Source organism: Cryobacterium sp. W22_MBD10_FK3 (assembly GCF_052113745.1).
Taxonomy (GTDB): Bacteria; Actinomycetota; Actinomycetes; order Actinomycetales; family Microbacteriaceae; genus Cryobacterium.
In genome coordinates, this window is the sequence record NZ_JBGQOH010000031.1 from 1 (window position 1) to 17396 (window position 17396).

Sequence of the window (17396 nt, forward strand, 5' to 3'; positions counted from 1 at the left end):
GCGCGGGCCTCGGCCCGCGCCGCGCAACCCGGCAGCTGGCAACGCCGCCCGCCGCGCCGGCGCCGCACCAGCACCGGTTTTCGGGTGACCCTGGTGCTGCTCGGCGTGCTCAGCGTGGGCGGCTACCTCGCCCTTCAACTGGTCACCTACGTGATTCCCGAGCCGGCCACGAGCATCAACCTGCTCAAGGAGGCCGCCGTGGTGCCCGTAACCGACGAGGCAACCCTGTCGCAGAACTGCCAGTCGGAGTCCGGCTGCTGGATCTGGACGGTGATGGTGCGCGAGACCTGCGCCGCCGCGACCATCGACGTGGGGGTCGCCGACACCGCCGACGGCACGCTGCGACACTCGAGCACGCGCAGCACCGCCGTGGTGGCGGGGGCACCGTTTCTGGTGGTGGAGAACGCGACAGCCGACTCGCCGGCCTTCGCGGACATCGAGTCGATCACCTGCTGAGCGCTCCGCGCGGCGCTGCTCTCTGGGGCAGCAGCGCTCCCCGCACTGGGGTTGGCGGCGACACGGATGCGCCCGCCACTCTGGTGGGTGGGCGAAAGCGTGATCGGGGGAACAGATGGGCGAACAACCGGGCTATGTGGCGCCGGCGGGGTGGTACATCGACCCCGACGGCGGCGTGCAGCTGCGCTGGTGGAGCGGACTGGTCTGGACCGACCACCGTGCCCCGCTGACCGACCACCGCCCCGAGCCGGCTGACGAGAGTGGGGCTGCCGAGAGCGGGGCTGCCGAGAGTGGGGCTGCTGAGAGTGGGGCTGCTGAGCGCGCGCCGGCGCATCCGCTCACCCGGCGGGAGGTGCGGCAGCTCGAGGAGCAGGCCGCTGCAACCCTGGCACTGCCGCCGCCGGTGACCCGGATCGCCCCGATCTCGAATTACGGCTGGGAACGTGAGGCCGGGGTACGGGCGGAACTGCCGCTGCGACACCTGCCCGTGGCGGAGCCGGTTCACCTCTACCGGGATATTCCGAGCCGGTGGAGCAGCGCATCCGTTTGGGTGATCGCCTTCATGCCGTGGATCACCGTGGTCACGGTTTTTGCGGCCATGGTTGTGGCCACGCTGGCGCCGCGGGCGTGGTGGTGGTGGCTGGGCGCGCTGGTGCTGCCGTTCCTGCTCACGCTGGCGGCTGCGCAGCGCGACGTGAAGCGGCTGCGCATCTGGCGGCACACCACGGTGGCGCACTGGGCCTGGTCACTGCTGGGCCCGCCGGGCTACCTCATCGCGCGCACCGTGGTGCTGCGACGGCACGCCGGCCTGGGCTCGGCGCCGCTGTGGGTCTGGGTGGCGAACCTCGTGGTGGTCTCCGTGCTCGTGGTGATGACGCTGAGCCTGATCGCCGCCGCGATCGCCGGAGGCCCTCCTCTCCCTGCGGTCGGCTGACCAGGCCGGCCGCATCCGCAGTTCGGGTGGGCCGGCACGTGCGCCGAATCCGCACCCACGCACGTCAGGAGTGAGGGCGGCTCACTGGTACGTTCGAGGTACGTGTCGCCGCAGCCATCAGGGGTGCTCTCACGCGTCTCAGGAAAGCAGTCAGATGGTCGCAGTCGGGGAACGATCCACGTTGAAGAGAACCGGCAATCGCGGGTTGGCCGAGGTGGCGCGCACGCTGGTGCGGCGACCGTCCGGCGTTCTGCAGGGCACCCGCTGGCTGTTCACCTGGCTGGCGTTGCTCTCGCTGCTGTTCAGCGTGCCCGGCATCATCGCCACCGTCAGCGCCAGCCCGGTGGCCCTGCTGATGGCGACGGTCTCGGCGATTGCCCTCTACGGGTCGTGGATCTACGGTTTTCTGCGCCAGCGCGTGCCGCTGGCCCTGGAGCTGCTCGACGCCGTCGCGCTCACCGGCTTCGCCCTGGCCGGGCCGGTACCGGCCGCGGCGGTGCCGCTGATCTTCGGCGCCGCCTGGCTGCGCACCCTGTACGGCACACCGTGGCGGTCGGCGGTGCGCGCGGTGCTCTACACCGCCGCGGTCGTGGCCATCACGCTGCTGTGGCCATTCACCCCCGGGCACGAGACCGCACCCGACCTGGCCCGCCAGTTGGGCACCATCTCGATCATGCTGCTCACCATGGCGGTGTCCGGGCAGCTGCGCAACGGGCTGCAGGCCAACGACTGGGCCATCGAACAAGACAAGGCGCTCACCGAGACCGGCTCCAAGCTGCTCGGCATGACCGATGCCAACCAGATTCGCCTCCTCGCCTGGACCACCGCGGCCAACCTGGGCTCCTCCACTCCGGGGCTGCGGGTGCTCAAGGTCTCCCGCCATGGCGAGCTGCTGCACGTCGGCGCCCACACCGGCGATTTCGCGGCGCCGCCGCAGACGTTGCCCGGTGACCTGCTGCAGAGCAGCGGCGTAGCCTCGCAGGTGCAGATCGGGCACCCGCGCGCGCTCAACGAGGCCGTGGGCAGCACCCTGGTCTGGGAGTGCGTGCCGCTGACCGAGCAGGAGGACGACGCCTGGCTGCTCGTCGGCGCGCCCAAGCGCATCCCCGAGGGCACCATCCTGTCGGTGCGCAGCCTGGTGAACCAGGTGAACCTGGCGCTGCGCAACAGCCACTCGCACCATCAGCTCACGGCGCAGGCGCAGCACGACACTCTCACCGGGCTGGAGAACCGGCTCTCGTTCACCACCAAGCTCGGCGCGCTGCTCGCCCGCACCGACAGCACCGAGGCCCTGCACGTGTTGTTCCTCGACCTGGATGACTTCAAGTACGTCAACGACCAGATGGGGCACCGCGCCGGCGACGCCGTGCTCACCGAGGTGGCCGAGCGGCTGCGGCACTGCACTCGCCCGCAAGACATCTGCGCCCGGCTCGGCGGGGACGAATTCGCCGTCGTGCTCACCGGCACCACGGATGCCGCCGCCGAGGCCATCGCGCAACGCATGGTGGGCTCGCTGGCCGCGCCCATCGTCGTGGACGGGCGGCCCTGCCGGGTGGGCGCCAGCGTGGGCGTGGCCAGGGCCGTGGCCGGCGCCGGCATCGACGAGCTCGTGCACCAGGCCGACGTGGCCATGTACGCCGCCAAGGCGAACGGCAAGGGCCGGGTGCAGCTGTTCCGGCCGGGACTGCTGCAGGGCGAGTCGTCGCTGGTCTCGTTCGAACGCCAGCTGGCCCGGGCCGCGGGTGGCGACGAGCTCGAGGTGTACTACCAGCCGATCGTGTCGCTCGCCGACCTGCACTGCACCGGCGCCGAGGCCCTCGTACGGTGGCGGCACCCGGAGCGCGGCCTGCTGCTGCCGACCGAGTTCATTCCGTTGGCCGAGACCACCGGCTCCATCCTGGGCATCGGCGCGTTCGTGCTGCGGCGTTCCTGCGCGGATGCCGTCACCTGGCCGCCGGCCCGACCGGGTGTGCCGATGAGGGTGCACGTGAACATCTCGGCGCGAGAGCTCGAGAGCGACTACTTCGTGGACTCCGTGCTGCTGTGCCTCGCCGAAAGCGGGCTGCCCGCCGAACGGCTGGTGCTGGAGCTGACCGAGACCGTGGTGCTGGAGTCGGTGTCGGCGGTGGAGCGGTTGAAAACGCTCCACGCGCACGGCGTCAGCGTGGCGATCGACGACTTCGGCACCGGCTACTCGTCGCTCTCGACGCTGCGGTCGCTGCCGATCTCGGTGGTGAAACTGGATGCGAGCTTCGTGACCGGCGCGCTGACCAACCCGGTGGACCGCACGGTGGTGGAGGCGATCGTGCAGATGAGCGCGAAGCTGGGCATCGGCACCATCGCCGAGGGAGTGGAGAAGCTGGACCAGCAGGAACTGCTGTTGAGCATCGGCACGGATGCGGCCCAGGGCCACCTGTACTGCCGGGCGGTGCCGGCGGACGAGCTGCGCGAGTGGCTGGCCCGCGCCGACACTCCCCCGTCGACGCCCCAGGTGCAGCCCCTCGAAACCGCGTAACCGCGCGTCCCTGCGCCTGTTCGAGCCTTCCGCTCACCCGCCGGCCAGCACCTCGTAACTCGACTGTGTGTACCCCGCGCCCAGCTCGCGGGTGCCCACGTGCCGCAGGTGCACGTCGCCGTCGAGCGGGCCGAACAACGGGATGCCCGTGCCGAGCAGCACCGGCGCACGGGTGATGGTGATCTCCCGGATCAGCCCGGCGCGCAGAAAGCTCTGGATGGTGCGGCCACCGTCGACGTACACCCGGCGGCGGCCCTCGGCGACGAGAGTCTCGACCACCTCGGCCAGGGTGGCGTGCGCGGTGGTGTCCGGCTCCTCGTCGATACCGACGCTGCCCACCAGGGTGCGACTGAGCACGAGCACCCGCTTGCCGGCGTAAGGCCACTCGGGGAACGCGCGCACGGTGTCGTAGGTGGCGCGGCCCACCACCATGGCGTCGACGCTGGCGAAGAACTCGTCGTAGCCGGTCTCGCCCAGCGCGTCGCCGGCGGCGATGAGCCAGTCGAATTCACCGTTTTCGCGGGCGATGAACCCGTCGAGGCTGGTGCCCACGAAGACACAGCCGATGAGGGGCGGTTCGGTTTCGCCCGCCGGGGAGTCAATACTCATGCCAGCACGCTAGCAGCGCCGGTCGCCGCGGGCGAGGGGCAGCGTGGCCGGGCAGCGGCGCGGGGCCGTGCCTACCGGCGGTACCGCATCGCCAGATAGGTACCGCAACCCAGCACCAGCGCGATGGCCACCGCGATCGGCACCGAGAAGTTGCCGTTCACCCCCAACGCCGACACGAGAAATAGCACCACAACGGCCAGGGCTGCGGCCCAGGGCGTCAGCGTCGACTTCTTCGCGGTGCGCACTGGGTCGGTGGTCATGGGCACAGCGTACCGCCGCGGGGCCAACACCCGTTCGCACGCATCCGTGGTTTCGTCTGGGCCGCGGCGCACGGTACGGTCAGGCTATGGATCGGAAGTACCGGGTGTCGCACACGGTCGACCAGCAGCCGGATTCCGGCCTGGACGACGAGCACGCGCAAGCGGTGCTCGAATTCGGAGCCGACAACGCGATCCAAGAACGGGACTTCCAACGTCGCCGGATGCTGCTGGCCGCCGTCGCCGGCCTGATCGTGATCACCGGACTGCTCGTGCACTTCGCCACCGTGGGCGTCGTGGGCGATCTCGTGGCCGACGCGCTCTACGCGGTTCTCGTGTACCTGATCGTGGCGTTCATTTTTGTGCGCCGGTCGTGCGGACAGGTTGCCCTCGTCGCGGTGCTGCTCTGCGTGGCCATCGAGCTCTTCCAGCTCACCGGGGTGCCCAGCACCCTCGCCGAGGGGTTCCCGCCGTTCAGGTATCTGCTCGGCACCACGTTCAACGCCCTCGACCTGGTCGCGTATCTCGTGGGCGTGCTGGCAGCAGCCGCCGTAACCACCTGGCGGCAGCTGGACTGACGTGGCGCGCGGCCGGCTCAGCCGCCGAGCAGGGCCTGCCCCATAAGCACGGCACCGCCCACGGCGCCCGCGCCCAGGCCCAGGGAGCCGACGCTTGCCCAGAGCACCCGGCGAATGCGGGCCCGCCGCACCTGACCGTCGAGTCTGGCGAAGCGGCTCATCACGTCGGCGGGGGCCGGGCTGGGATGCTGGCGCCAGGTGGCCGGGCTGTCCAGGATCACCACTGCCTCGGCGATCTCCTCGTCGCTGAGCACCGGCTGCAGCTTGAGCAGCCACCGGCGCAGGGCGCGGGCGTCGAGCACCTTCACCTGCACGGGCTTGTCGCGGAAGGTGATCTGCTTGGGGTCCACGAGGGCGATCACCGGTTGCACCGGCGCGACCAGCGGCATCCGTTCGCGCAGCACCGTGGTGACGCGTTCGGCCTCGTGCTCGGCGGCGGGCAGGTAGGCCTTCTTGTGGCCGGAGACGGTGACCGTGCGGGTGCCCACCCAGATGTGCTTGCCGCAGTGGTGTTTGGTGTTGATGGTGAAGATGCCGCCGGGGCCCACCAGGATGTGGTCGATGTCGGTGTCGTTCTTGCCGATCGGCACCGCGTGGAAGGCGGTCCAGTCGGCGGGCAGGGTGGCGAGCATCTTGCCCACCGTGATTTCGCCCTGCGCCCCGAGGTACCAGCTCACGCTCTCGGGGCAGAGCGGCGACTGGCCGAACAGGCGGGCCACCCGGGTGCGCGGGGGAACCGCGGACTGACGGGAGAGGAGGTGTTCGATGACCAGCTGTGCAGCGATGCGGTTGCGCATGGCGGGTGGATGCAGGGTCACGTTGCTCCTTTGGACGCGCCCGGACGCGGCTGCGCCAGGGAGACCGCGTTGACAGGGCGGTCGCGCCGGGAACACCTCACGGATGAGCGCCGATTCGGGGCGTGCTGAGCATCCAGGGAGCGGTGCGGGCGGGGCGCCCACTACGTTCGGTGGTCTGAGGTTACCGAGCCGCGAGCGCCCGGCGGCACCCCCATTGTGGGTGGCGGCGCACAGCGGATGGGCGTGGCCGCGGGTGCCACGCGGCAAACCCGCGCCGGCACGCACAACTGTTGCCCGTGCGGACAATTGCGCCCGGTGTGCCGGCACCAGTTGTCCGGATCAGCAACAGTTGCGGCCCGCGAGGCCCGGGCGCCGGGCGCGGGAGGCGGGCCGGGCGGCGGGCGGCCGGGCGGGCGCTTAGGTGGTCCCGAGCCTGGCGCGTTCGGCGGGCACGTCGAAGTGGGCGGGCGGCCAGGTGAGTTCGAGGTCGCTGAGGGCGCGCAGGAGCAGTTGTTGTGCGGCCAGGCGGGCATACCACTTGCGGTCGGCCGGCACCACGAACCACGGCGCCGCGTCGGTGGACGTGCGCTCGAAAACGGTCTGGAACGCGTCCTGGTAGGCGGGCCAGAGCTTCCGCTCGTCGATATCGCCCGGGTTGTATTTCCAGTATTTGTCCGGCCGGTTCAGCCGTTCGAACAGGCGCGCCTTCTGCTCGTCGGCGCTGATGTGCAGCATCACCTTGATCACCGTGGTGCCGTCGTCCACGAGTTCCTGCTCGAACCGGTTGATCAGGTCGTAGCGCTCGTCGATCTCCGCGGCCGGCGCCAGCTCGTGCACGCGGCCGATCAGCACGTCTTCGTAGTGCGACCGATCGAACACGCCGATCAGGCCGGGCCCAGGCACTCTTCGGCGGATGCGCCAGAGAAAATCGTGCTTCAGCTCGGCCGGGGTGGGCGCCTTGAAGGCCACGTGTTCCACGCCCTGCGGGTCCACGGCCCCGACCACGTGGCGCACGATGCCGCCCTTGCCCGAGCCGTCCATGCCCTGCAGGATGAGCAGGATCTTGCGGGTGTCGCCGAACCGGCTGCTGGCGAAGAACTGCTCCTGCAGAGCCGACAGTTCGGCTGACGCCGTCGCGCCCACCGCCACGGAGTCGCTCTTTCCCCCGGCGAAGCCCGGGGTGGAGCGCGGGTCCACCCCGCTGAGCGTGAAGCCCTCGCGCACCTGCAGCCGTTCGATCAGGTCGGCCGGCCGGAGCGACGCGGCGGCGGCATCCGACGAACCGGACTTCTTCGATTTCTTGCCGGACTTCTTCGATTTCGTGTGCGACTTGGCCATGATGCTCCCTCGGTGGATTCGGTCACGGGTCGGGCCGCTCAGGGTGCAGCCTTCACGACGATGCTGGCACCGTATCAGCCGGGTGCCAACGCGGGCGAGCACGGTGCCGACACGGTTAGGTGCCAGCGCGGCGAGAGTAGCCCGTGCGACCCCTCCGGCCGGCGGATGCGTCGCCGTGCGTCCCTCCGCCGCGCCCCGATTTGCTGAACCGCCGCGGTCTGCCCGACGATGGGCAGGCACCTCGAGGAGAACACCATGACCATCACCGCCGCGCCACCGACCGTCAGCGCCCGCGCCTGGGTTGTGCTCGCGCTCGGCGTGGCCGCGCAGACCGCCGGCACGGTCTTCGTCAGCGCGCCCGCGTTCCTCATCCCGCTGCTGCACACCGAGCGCGGCCTCTCGCTCGCCCAGGCCGGGTTGCTCGCCGCGATTCCCACCTTCGGCATGGTGCTCACCCTCATTCTCTGGGGCGCCCTGGCCGACCGGATCGGCGAGAAATGGGTGATCGCCGGCGGACTGCTGCTCACCGCACTCGCGGCCGGCGGGGCGATCCTCGCCGACGGCTACCTCATGCTCGGTCTGTTCCTGCTGCTCGGCGGCATGGCCTCGGCCAGCACCAACTCCGCCAGCGGACGCATCGTGGTGGGCTGGTTCCCCAAGCACAAACGCGGACTGGCCATGGGCATCCGGCAGATGTCGCAGCCACTCGGCGTGACCGTCGCGGCGGTCACCATCCCGGTGATCGCCGCGGATGCCGGGGTGGGCGCGGCCCTGCTCGTGCCGTTCGCGCTCACCGCGGTGCTCGCCGTGGCGTGCGCTCTCGGACTGGCCAACCCGCCCCGGGTCGCCACCCGCGCCGCGGCTGCCGGGGGTGCCGGCGGTGCCCGGGCCGCTGGAACCACTGCCGCGCGGGCGCACAACCCTTACCGCTCCAGCTGGTTCCTCTGGCGCATCCACGCGGCATCCGTGCTGCTGGTGGTGCCGCAATTCACCATCTCGACCTTCGGACTGGTCTGGCTGGTCAGCGACCAGGGCTGGGATGCCCTCGCCGCCGGCGTGCTCGTGGGCGCCGCGCAGTTCGTGGGCGCGCTGGGCCGCATCGTGATCGGCGTGGTCAGCGACCGGGTCGGCAGCCGGGTGCGGCCGTTGCGCTGGGTGGCCGTGAGCGTGGCGAGTGTGCTGCTGGTGCTGGCCGCGGTGGATGCCGCGCACTGGGGCGTTGCCGCCGTGGTGTTCGTGCTCGCCACCACCTGCACCGTGGCGCCCAACGGGTTGGCGTTCACCTCGGTGGCCGAAATGGCCGGGCCGGGCTGGTCGGGCAAGGCGCTCGGCGTGCAGAACACCGGCCAGTTCATCGCGGCCTCGCTGGTGGGTCCGCTGATGGGGGCTCTGATCGGTGTGGTGGGCTATCCGCTCACCTTCGCGGTGGCCGCCGTGTTCCCCGCCCTGGCGGTGCCGGTCGTGCCCCGCGCCCACGCCGAGCACGACCACCTGTAACCAGTCCCCCGCTTTTGCGTGGCCGCCCCCTCGCGAAAGCGGCCAAACGGCTGCCTCACGCCGGTGAGGTGACCACAACTCCGCTCTCGCGGCCTGCCCGTTCCGCGAAAGCGCTGAAACGGCTACCTCAGCGCGCGGAGACAGCCACACCACCGCTTTCGCGCCTCGTGGTTGATGACACGGATGCGTATTCGGGGGCATCCGCGCCGGTGCTCGCTGGCACGGCACCGGCACGACACCGGCGCGGAAGAAGGCAGGTTACGCGGCCTTGGGCTCGGCGGGCAGCGGCTTACGCGGCCTTGGGCTCGGCGGGCAGCAGGCTGCGGAACGCGGCGGAGTGGTAGATAAGCGGGTCGTGGTCGTCGCTCACCTTGAGCGACTTCACCTCGAGCAGCACGATCGTGTGGTCGCCGGCCGGGGTCTCCGAGTAGATCTCGCAGTCCAGCCAGAGCGACGAGCCCTCGATGAAGAGGGCACCCAGGTCGGTGGTGCGGGTGTCGAGGCCGGCGAAACGGTCGCCCTTGCGGGAGGCCAGTTGGTAGCACTCGCGGGCGTGGGCGCTGCCGAGAATGGAGACACCGATCCGGCCGCCCTGACGCAGCACCGGCCAGGTGGTGGAACTGTTCTGCACCGAGAACAGCACCAACGGCGGCTCGTACGACACCCCCACGGAGAACGACGAGGCCACCAGCCCGGTGGGCTCCCCCGCGATCTCGGCGCAGAGCGCGGCGACGCCGGAGGGGAACTTGCCGAACGCCGACCGGATGTCACCCGGGTCGCTGCTGATGGTCTCGAGGCCGTGCGAGTCGGCGGGCTCGAGGGCGGTGACGATGTCCAGGTCGAGGTCGAGGTCCCGCTCGGCACCCGGCGCGGCCGGCGCATCCGGGTGGGTCTGCGCGTCGAGGTCGAGGTCGATCGGGGAGCCGGCGAGGTCGTGGGGGCTCATGCGCCCGCTCCGTTCGACACGGATGCGCCCGACGCGCTCTCAACATCCGACTCGGGATTCTTGCCCAGCATGCCCATCACCAGCGGCTGCAACAGACGCAGCACGGCGAGGTTCTCCGCCGCCCACGCGGCCACGATCTCCTCCATCTTCTCCATCTGCCCGGTGACGAAGTAGAGGCCCTTGGTGGGCACGCTCGCGCCGAGCTCCACGAGCAGCGGACGCAGGTTGACGTCCACGCCCATCGAGTGACTGAGGTCGGCGCCGGTCATCACCGGGATCGCCGTGACGCCGCGTAGCCCGTTGGCGGCGTACCGGTCGAGGAAGCCCTTGAGCAGGCCGGTGTAGGTGGCCTTGTAGGTGGGGCTGGCGACGACGAGCAGGTCGCTGTCGGCGACGGCCTGATTGAGCTCGGTCATCTCCGGCGACGGCCACTGGAAGATGTGACTCGAGTAGTCGGCCAGGTCGATGACCCGCAGGTCATAGGTGCCGGTGACGAGCAGCTCGTCGACCAGCGTTTCCGCAAGCTTGAGGGTGCGGCTCTGGGGCTTGGGGTTGCCCACCAGAATGGTTGTTTTCAGCATCGTGTTCCTCCATCGAACCACTGGATCAGGTCACGAACTCGATGCCGGGGCTACCAATCAGCGATGCCTCCCCGCGTGCGTGGACCGCACGCCGGGCTGGCACGAACTTGCATAGCTTCGTCATCGATTTCGATGAGTGAGCCACTGAGGATTGGTGTCTCAGATGGTGAGCAACGGCTTACGTCGCACTTACAGTCTGCGCACCCCCGGTTGCGCCGGCGTGTCCCGACCATTACAACTGTGTTTCGCCGCCTGGCGGTCGCCGCGTTTGGACTCTGACCAGCATGTTCGCGTCGGTCACGCCGCTATGCGCGCGCGAGCGCAATGTGAGCCGCCGGGTGGGCTCGTAACAAACGAGCCCGACCGGGCCTTGAAGCGACCGGCAAGGTCTGGTTGCATGGTGCCACCATTCGCGAGCCGCCGGCGCCGCGGAGGAGGACAGAGAAGGGCACCGCCGTGATCGGTTTTCACGCATCCCACGAGCAAATCGATCCGCGTGCGCTGCTGGCCGCGGTCAAGCACGCGGAGGAGGTGGGCTTCAACGCGGCGATGTGCTCAGATCACATCGCGCCGTGGAGCGTGCGGCAGGGCCAATCCGGCTTCGCCTGGTCGTGGTTGGGCGCGGCCCTGGAGGCCACCAACCTGCCCTTCGGCGTGGTGAACGCTCCCGGGCAGCGTTACCACCCGGCCGTGATCGCGCAGGCGATCGGCACGCTCGGGCAGATGTACCCCGGCCGGTTCTGGGCGGCGCTCGGCTCGGGTGAGAACGTGAACGAGCACATCACCGGCGAGCGCTGGCCCCGCAAAGACCTGCGCAACGCCCGGCTGGAAGAGAGCGTGACCGTGATGCGAGCGCTGCTGAACGGCGACGAGGTGAGCCTGGAGCACCACGTGAGCGTGGACCGGGCCCGGGTCTGGAGCCGGCCGGAGACCCCGCCACCGCTGCTGGCCGCGGCCGTGTCGCCGCAGACCGCCGGCTGGGCGGCGTCCTGGGCCGACGGTCTGGTCACCGTGGCGCAACCGCCCGAGACCCTGCGCCGGGTGCTGGATGCCTACGAGCAGGCCGGCGGCACCGGCCGACGCGCCCTGCAGGTGCACCTGAGCTGGGCCGGCACCGACGAGGAGGCCCTCGCCATCGCGCACGACCAGTGGCGCAACAACGCGTTCGACCCGCCCGTGCCGTGGGACGTGGACACCCCGGAAACCTTCGACGAGATCTCCAAGCACGTCGCCGCGGAGGACCTGCGGGCATCCGTGCTGATCAACAGCGACCTGGCCTGGCACGCCGACCGGTTGGCCGGGCTGGCGGCCCTCGGCTTCGACGACATCTACCTGCACCATGTGGGCAAGAAGCAACAACGGTTTCTGGATGCGTTCGGCGAACGGGTGCTGCCCCAGCTCGCCGGCGCGCTCACCGACAAGGCGGTGCGGGCATGAGGATCTCGGACACCAGCGACCGCTGGTGGAAGAACGCCGTGATCTACTGCCTCGACGTGGAGCGTTACCTCGACAGCAACGACGACGGCTGCGGGGACCTGCGCGGCCTGGCCCAGCGCATCGACTACCTCGCCGAGCTCGGCATCACCTGCCTGTGGCTGATGCCGCTGAACCGCACGCCGGGGCGGGACGACGGCTACGACATCACCGATTTCTACGCGATCGATCCGCGGCTGGGCAACTTCGGCGAGTTCGTCGAGGTCATCCGCACCGCCAACGACCGCGGCATCCGGGTGGTGATGGACCTGGTGATCAACCACACCTCCGACCAGCATCCGTGGTTCCTGGACTCCCGCTCGAGCACCGAGTCGAAGTACCGGGACTACTACGTGTGGCGCGACGACCCGCCCACCAAGAACCAGCCCTCCGCGTTCCCCGGTGACGCGAAGAGCATCTGGGAGTTCGACAAGAAGACCAAGCAGTACTACCTGCACAATTTCTACAAACACCAGCCCGACCTCAACATCGCCCACCCGCCGGTGCGGGACGAGATCGCCCGCATCGTCGGCTTCTGGACACAGCTGGGCGTGTCCGGGTTCAGGGTGGATGCGGTGCCGTTCCTCATCGAGGCCAAGTCCGAGGCCGGCGGTAAGGGCTCCACGACGGATGCCTCGGACGAACCGCTGCCCGACCCGCACGACTACCTCGCCGACATCTCCGGGTTCCTCGCCCGACGCAACAACGAGGCCATGCTGCTCGGCGAGGTCAACCTCAGCCACAAGGAGCAGCTCACCTACTTCGGTGGGGGCGGGCGGCGGGAACTGCAGATGCAGTTCGACTTCGTCGTAATGCAGAGCATCTATCTGTCGATGGTGCGGGCGGACGCCCGGCCGCTGGCCACCGCGCTGGCCGACCGGCCGGAACTGCCCGCCGACTGCCAGTGGGGCAACTTCGTGCGCAATCACGACGAGCTCACCCTCGACAAACTCAGCGAGACCGAGCGGCAGGAGGTGTTCGACGCGTTCGCGCCCGATCCCGGCATGCGGCTGTACGACCGGGGCATCCGGCGCCGGCTGCCCACGATGCTGGGCAATGACCAGCGACGCATCCGCATGGCGTACAGCCTGATGTTCTCGCTGCCGGGCGCGCCGGTGCTGTTCTACGGTGAGGAGATCGGCATGGGCGAGAACCTGGCGGTGAAAGACCGGTACGCGGTGCGCACGCCGATGCAGTGGACCGCCGGCGCCAACGCTGGATTCTCCCGGGCGCCCGCCGATCGGCTCGTCACGCCGGTGGTCACCGGCGCGTTCGGGCCGGAGTGGGTGAACGCAGCCGCCCAACGCCGCGACCCGGACTCGCTGGCACATTTCGTACGCACCCTGATTCAGGCCTATCGCAACTCCCCCGAGATCGGCTGGGGTGAGCTGACCATCCTCAAACACGGCCACCACCAGGTTTTCGCCCACCTGGTGCGCACGACCATCGGCTCGATGCTCGCCGTGCACAACTTCGCGGATGCGCCGGTCGAGCTGACCCTGGCGCTGCCCGACGTGGCCCCGGGTTCCCGGCTGGTGGACATGCTGCACAACGGCGTCACGCCGATCGACGACGGCGAGGTCACGCTGCGACTCGACTCCTACGGGTATCGGTGGCTGCGCATCACCAGCGACGCCGACACCCGACTCGGCTGAGCCGGGCCCGGCAGTGTGATCGAATAGAAGGGATGCATACTCCCCCAGCCCCGCCCGCCCGCACGGTCATCTCCCCCGACAACGTGCAGATCGCCACCTACGAGTTCGGCGATCCAGACGCCCCCACGGTGCTCGCGGTGCACGGCTTCGCCTCCAGCGCGCTGGCGAACTTCCACGCCACCGGCTGGATCCGCGACCTGGTGCGCGAGGGCTACCACGTGATCGCGATCGACCAGCGCGGCCACGGCCAGAGCGACAAGCCGCACTCCGCCGAGGGCTACTCGATGGACCTGCTCGTCACCGACGTGCTCACCGTGCTCGACACCTTCATGCTCGACGAGGTCGACTACGTCGGCTACTCGCTCGGCGCCCGGGTCGGCTGGCACGCTGCCAGGTTCATGCCCACCCGCATCAACCGTGCCGTGTTCGGCGGCATCCCCGACGGCGACCCGCTCACCCGGTTCCGGGTCGACGAGGCGCGCGCCTTCGTGCGCGACGGCACACCGGTGACGGATGCGCTCACCGCCGCCTACCTGAAGATGGCCGGCGCCATCCGCGACAACGACCTCGAAGCACTGATCGCACTGGTCGAGGGCATGCGCGACGGCCCGCAGCCGCACGCGGCGAACGCGCCCGAGCAGCGGGTGCTCTTCGCCACCGGCAGCGAAGACCGCATCCTCGAGGCGTCCAAGGCCCTGGCCGAGGCCACCCCGCGCGCGGCGTTCTTCGAGATCCCCGGCCGCAACCACTTCAACGCGCCCACCTCCCGGGCGTTCCGGGATGCCGCGATCCAGTTCCTGGGGCAGCCCGGCTCCGACTGAGCGCGGTCTCCCGGCACCGCTGGGCCCGTTGTGAGAAATATGCAGCGTCTCTGCAAGTAATTGCGTAAGCTCGGGCACATGTCCAGACGACTCGCCGAAGTAGCCCGCAAGGTCGGCGTCAGCGAGGCCACCGTGAGCCGGGTGCTCAACGAGAAGCCCGGTGTGTCCACAACGACCCGGCAGGCCGTGCTATCCGCCCTCGATGTGCTCGGCTACGAACGGCCCACCAAACTGCGCGGCGAGCGCGCCCGCCTCGTGGGCCTGGTGCTGCCCGAGTTGCAGAACCCCATCTTTCCGGCCTTCGCCGAGATCATCGGCGGCGCCCTGGCCCAAAACGGCTACACGCCGGTGCTGTGCACGCAGACCGCCGGCGGCATCACCGAGGCCGACTACGTCGAACTCCTCCTGCAGCAGCAGGTCTCCGGGGTGATCTTCGTCGGCGGCGCCTACATGCAGCAGGATGGCTCGCACGAGCACTACCGCCGGCTCCGGGATCTCAACCTGCCCACGGTCCTGGTCAACGCGCCCATCGACGACTTCGGTTTCGCCACGGTCTCCTGCGACGACTCGGCCGCCATCGACCAGGCCTTCGCCCACCTGATGGAATTGGGGCACACCCGCATCGGCATGCTGCTGGGGCCCAGGGACCACGTTCCGTCCCAGCGAAAGCTCGCGGCGGCGCAGCGCGCCATGGCCAGAATCGGCCAAGAGCAGGGCAGCGATCAGATCGCGCACTCCCTGTATTCGCTGGAGGCCGGTCAGGCCGGAGCGACCCGCCTGCTTCGGGCGGGCGTCTCCGCAATCGTCTGCGCCAGTGACCCGATGGCCCTCGGGGCGATCCGGGCGGTGCGCCGCGCGGGTCTGAGTGTTCCAGGCGACGTGTCGATCATCGGCTTCGACGATTCGGCCCTGATGTCGTGCGTCGAGCCGCCCCTCACGACGATCCGCCAGCCGATCGAGCACATGGGCCGCATGATCATGGAGCTGCTCCTCCGTCAGATCACGGGCGATTCGGCGTCGACCGAGGAGTTCTTCTTCGAGCCCGAGCTCGTGGTGCGGGCGTCGACGAGCCGCCCCCGCGCCACGGCGTAACCGGCAGAAAGCACGCATCCGGCGCAAATTCGCGCAAGCGGCTTACCGTATGTAGAAAAATTGCACCATCTTGTCAATAAAGCTACGTTTCAGTGGTTGCCAACGCCGGTGACGCAGGTTGCCGCTGAGTCGGCCGATTGAGACGAGTTCGAGCAGTGACGCTTCCCGCCGCATCCACCGACCGCACCCCTGTCGGCTCCGACGACCTCTGGTGGCGCAGTGCCGTGATCTATCAGGTCTACGTGCGCAGCTTCAGCGACGCCAACGGCGACGGCACCGGCGACCTCGCCGGGGTGCGCAGCCGGCTCGGCTATCTCAAGCAGCTCGGCGTGGATGCGCTCTGGTTCAACCCGTGGTACCCGTCGCCCCTGGCCGACGGCGGCTACGACGTCTCGGACTACCGCGACATCCACCCCTCGTTCGGCACGTTGGCCGAGGCGGAAGCGCTCATTCAGGATGCGCTCGCGCTCGGCATCCGCACCATCATCGACGTCGTCCCCAACCACGTCTCCGACCAGCACCCGTGGTTCCAGGCCGCCCTGGCCGCCGGCCCGGGCTCGCCGGAGCGCGCACGATTCTGGTTCCGTGCCGGCCGCGGCCCCGACGGCAACGAACCGCCCACCCGTTGGCCCTCGAACTTCGCCGGCGACACCTGGACCCGCACCGTGAACCCAGACGGCAGTCCCGGCGAGTGGTACCTGCACCTGTTCACCCCCGAGCAGCCCGACCTCAACTGGACCCACCCGGATGTGCACCGCGAGCACGAGGACATTCTCAAGTTCTGGTTCGACCGGGGTGTGGCCGGGGTGCGCATCGACTCGGCCGCCCTCCTGGTGAAAGACGCGAACCTGCCCGAGGTGCCGGAAACCCCCGCCCCCGGTGAGCACCCGAACACCGACCGGGATGAATTACACGACATCTACCGCAGCTGGCGGGCCATCGCGGACTCCTACGCGGGCACCAGGGTGCTTGTCGGCGAGATCTGGCTGCCCGATGTGGAGCGCTTCGCCCGCTACCTGCGGCCCGACGAGCTGCACACGGCCTTCAACTTCGACTTCCTGGCCCGGGCCTGGAACGCCGCCGAACTGCGGGAATCGATCGACACCACCCTGACGGCGCATGCCCCCGTCGGCGCGCCGAGCACCTGGGTGCTCTCCAATCACGACGTCACCCGGCCGGTCACCCGCTACGGACGCGAGGACACCACCTTCGCCTTCGCCACCAAACGAGCCGGCATCCCCACCGACCTGGCGCGGGGCCTCTGCCGGTCCCGGGCCGCGGCCCTGATCACCGCGGCGCTGCCCGGCTCGCTCTACATCTACCAGGGCGACGAACTGGGCCTGCCCGAGGTGGAGGACATCCCCGTCGACCTTCTGCAGGACCCCATGCACTTCCGCTCTCTCGGCGTCGATCCCGGCCGGGACGGCTGCCGGGTGCCGCTGCCCTGGTCGGGCACCGTGCCGCCCTTCGGCTTCAGCCCCGACACTGCCGAGGCGCCGCCCTGGCTGCCGCAGCCGGCCGGGTGGCGTGACCTCACCGCCGAGGCCCAGCAGGCCGACCCGTCGTCCATGTTGCGGCTCTACCAGAGCGCCCTGCGCATCCGGGCCGAGAATCCCGACCTGGGTGACGGCCGGTTCGCGTGGCTGAGCGGCGCAGACGACGTGCTCACCTTCACCCGCGGCGACAGCTTCCTCCTGGTCGCCAACCTCTCCCCGGCACCGATCGACCTGCCCGAGCACCGGCGGGTCCTGCTCAGCAGCGCACCGCTCGTGGCCGGGCGGCTCCCCTCCGACTCCACGGCTTGGCTCCAGGCCTGAGCTTCCTGCACCTCCTCAATCACACAACGA

The 17396-nt window shown here is 69.8% G+C and carries 16 protein-coding genes; 10 read left to right on the plus strand and 6 right to left on the minus strand.

The features are described 5' to 3' along the window. The 3 genes from ACEN2M_RS18000 to ACEN2M_RS18010 all read left to right on the plus strand — a co-directional run. Window positions 1-456: hypothetical protein (locus tag ACEN2M_RS18000; RefSeq protein ID WP_441649514.1), on the plus strand; the 456-nt coding region annotated here is incomplete at its 5' end. A gap of 115 nt (window positions 457-571) precedes the next feature. Further along, window positions 572-1390, plus strand: a complete 819-nt coding sequence (locus tag ACEN2M_RS18005) for a DUF2510 domain-containing protein (RefSeq protein WP_441649515.1) — start codon at window positions 572-574, stop codon at window positions 1388-1390. Window positions 1391-1571: 181 nt separating this feature from the next. Then, on the plus strand, window positions 1572-3905 hold the full coding sequence (locus ACEN2M_RS18010; protein ID WP_441649516.1) for a putative bifunctional diguanylate cyclase/phosphodiesterase: 2334 nt from the start codon (window positions 1572-1574) through the stop codon (window positions 3903-3905). A 33-nt stretch (window positions 3906-3938) separates the two neighbouring features. Here ACEN2M_RS18010 and ACEN2M_RS18015 read toward each other — a convergent pair whose 3' ends face one another. Both ACEN2M_RS18015 and ACEN2M_RS18020 read right to left on the minus strand, forming a co-directional pair. Then, window positions 3939-4514: a dihydrofolate reductase family protein gene (locus ACEN2M_RS18015; RefSeq protein WP_441649517.1), complete on the minus strand. Its 576-nt coding sequence runs from the start codon at window positions 4512-4514 to the stop codon at window positions 3939-3941. 71 nt (window positions 4515-4585) lie between these two features. Beyond that, a complete protein-coding gene (locus tag ACEN2M_RS18020) occupies window positions 4586-4774 on the minus strand; it encodes a hypothetical protein (RefSeq protein ID WP_441649518.1) in 189 nt (62 codons plus the stop codon). An 86-nt stretch (window positions 4775-4860) separates the two neighbouring features. Between ACEN2M_RS18020 and ACEN2M_RS18025 the strand changes: the two genes are divergently transcribed. Beyond that, window positions 4861-5349: a DUF2809 domain-containing protein gene (locus ACEN2M_RS18025; protein WP_441649519.1), complete on the plus strand. Its 489-nt coding sequence runs from the start codon at window positions 4861-4863 to the stop codon at window positions 5347-5349. Between the two features lie 17 nt (window positions 5350-5366). Here ACEN2M_RS18025 and ACEN2M_RS18030 read toward each other — a convergent pair whose 3' ends face one another. Together ACEN2M_RS18030 and ACEN2M_RS18035 are read right to left on the minus strand one after the other, a co-directional pair. Beyond that, window positions 5367-6167: a nuclease-related domain-containing protein gene (locus tag ACEN2M_RS18030; RefSeq protein ID WP_441649520.1), complete on the minus strand. Its 801-nt coding sequence runs from the start codon at window positions 6165-6167 to the stop codon at window positions 5367-5369. A 396-nt stretch (window positions 6168-6563) separates the two neighbouring features. Next, window positions 6564-7484: a PPK2 family polyphosphate kinase gene (locus ACEN2M_RS18035; RefSeq protein WP_441649521.1), complete on the minus strand. Its 921-nt coding sequence runs from the start codon at window positions 7482-7484 to the stop codon at window positions 6564-6566. Between the two features lie 255 nt (window positions 7485-7739). On the opposite strand from ACEN2M_RS18035, the gene ACEN2M_RS18040 reads away from it, so the two are divergent. Further along, window positions 7740-8981, plus strand: a complete 1242-nt coding sequence (locus ACEN2M_RS18040) for an MFS transporter (RefSeq protein ID WP_441649522.1) — start codon at window positions 7740-7742, stop codon at window positions 8979-8981. A 289-nt stretch (window positions 8982-9270) separates the two neighbouring features. Here the strand turns inward: ACEN2M_RS18040 and ACEN2M_RS18045 are convergent, their stop codons facing one another. Next, complete coding sequence (locus tag ACEN2M_RS18045) at window positions 9271-9927, minus strand: flavin reductase family protein (protein ID WP_441649523.1); 657 nt, start codon at window positions 9925-9927, stop codon at window positions 9271-9273. Further along, window positions 9924-10508 (minus strand): NADPH-dependent FMN reductase, encoded by a 585-nt coding sequence (locus ACEN2M_RS18050; protein ID WP_441649524.1) that lies wholly within the window; start codon window positions 10506-10508, stop codon window positions 9924-9926. The genes ACEN2M_RS18045 and ACEN2M_RS18050 overlap by 4 nt, the downstream gene beginning before the upstream one ends. Window positions 10509-10964: 456 nt before the next feature. On the opposite strand from ACEN2M_RS18050, the gene ACEN2M_RS18055 reads away from it, so the two are divergent. From ACEN2M_RS18055 to ACEN2M_RS18075, 5 genes are all read left to right on the plus strand, one after another. Continuing rightward, on the plus strand, window positions 10965-11945 hold the full coding sequence (locus ACEN2M_RS18055) for a TIGR03885 family FMN-dependent LLM class oxidoreductase (protein WP_441649525.1): 981 nt from the start codon (window positions 10965-10967) through the stop codon (window positions 11943-11945). Beyond that, window positions 11942-13636: an alpha-amylase family protein gene (locus ACEN2M_RS18060; RefSeq protein WP_441649526.1), complete on the plus strand. Its 1695-nt coding sequence runs from the start codon at window positions 11942-11944 to the stop codon at window positions 13634-13636. The genes ACEN2M_RS18055 and ACEN2M_RS18060 overlap by 4 nt, the downstream gene beginning before the upstream one ends. A 32-nt stretch (window positions 13637-13668) precedes the next feature. Continuing rightward, a complete protein-coding gene (locus tag ACEN2M_RS18065; RefSeq protein ID WP_441649527.1) occupies window positions 13669-14457 on the plus strand; it encodes an alpha/beta fold hydrolase in 789 nt (262 codons plus the stop codon). Between the two features lie 78 nt (window positions 14458-14535). Further along, entirely contained in the window at window positions 14536-15549 is a 1014-nt protein-coding gene (locus ACEN2M_RS18070) for a LacI family DNA-binding transcriptional regulator (protein ID WP_441649528.1), read from the plus strand. Between the two features lie 155 nt (window positions 15550-15704). Next, a complete protein-coding gene (locus ACEN2M_RS18075) occupies window positions 15705-17366 on the plus strand; it encodes a glycoside hydrolase family 13 protein (protein WP_441649529.1) in 1662 nt (553 codons plus the stop codon). Window positions 17367-17396 lie beyond the last annotated feature (30 nt).

What these genes read in the sequence shown, in the direction of transcription:
- ACEN2M_RS18005 (WP_441649515.1), top strand. Translation starts at nt 572, where the DNA reads ATGGGCGAACAACCGGGCTATGTGGCGCCGGCGGGGTGGTACATCGAC.
- ACEN2M_RS18015 (WP_441649517.1), bottom strand. Translation starts at nt 4,514, where the DNA reads ATGAGTATTGACTCCCCGGCGGGCGAAACCGAACCGCCCCTCATCGGC.
- ACEN2M_RS18020 (WP_441649518.1), bottom strand. Translation starts at nt 4,774, where the DNA reads ATGACCACCGACCCAGTGCGCACCGCGAAGAAGTCGACGCTGACGCCC.
- ACEN2M_RS18025 (WP_441649519.1), top strand. Translation starts at nt 4,861, where the DNA reads ATGGATCGGAAGTACCGGGTGTCGCACACGGTCGACCAGCAGCCGGAT.
- ACEN2M_RS18035 (WP_441649521.1), bottom strand. Translation starts at nt 7,484, where the DNA reads ATGGCCAAGTCGCACACGAAATCGAAGAAGTCCGGCAAGAAATCGAAG.
- ACEN2M_RS18040 (WP_441649522.1), top strand. Translation starts at nt 7,740, where the DNA reads ATGACCATCACCGCCGCGCCACCGACCGTCAGCGCCCGCGCCTGGGTT.
- ACEN2M_RS18045 (WP_441649523.1), bottom strand. Translation starts at nt 9,927, where the DNA reads ATGAGCCCCCACGACCTCGCCGGCTCCCCGATCGACCTCGACCTCGAC.
- ACEN2M_RS18050 (WP_441649524.1), bottom strand. Translation starts at nt 10,508, where the DNA reads ATGCTGAAAACAACCATTCTGGTGGGCAACCCCAAGCCCCAGAGCCGC.
- ACEN2M_RS18060 (WP_441649526.1), top strand. Translation starts at nt 11,942, where the DNA reads ATGAGGATCTCGGACACCAGCGACCGCTGGTGGAAGAACGCCGTGATC.
- ACEN2M_RS18065 (WP_441649527.1), top strand. Translation starts at nt 13,669, where the DNA reads ATGCATACTCCCCCAGCCCCGCCCGCCCGCACGGTCATCTCCCCCGAC.
- ACEN2M_RS18070 (WP_441649528.1), top strand. Translation starts at nt 14,536, where the DNA reads ATGTCCAGACGACTCGCCGAAGTAGCCCGCAAGGTCGGCGTCAGCGAG.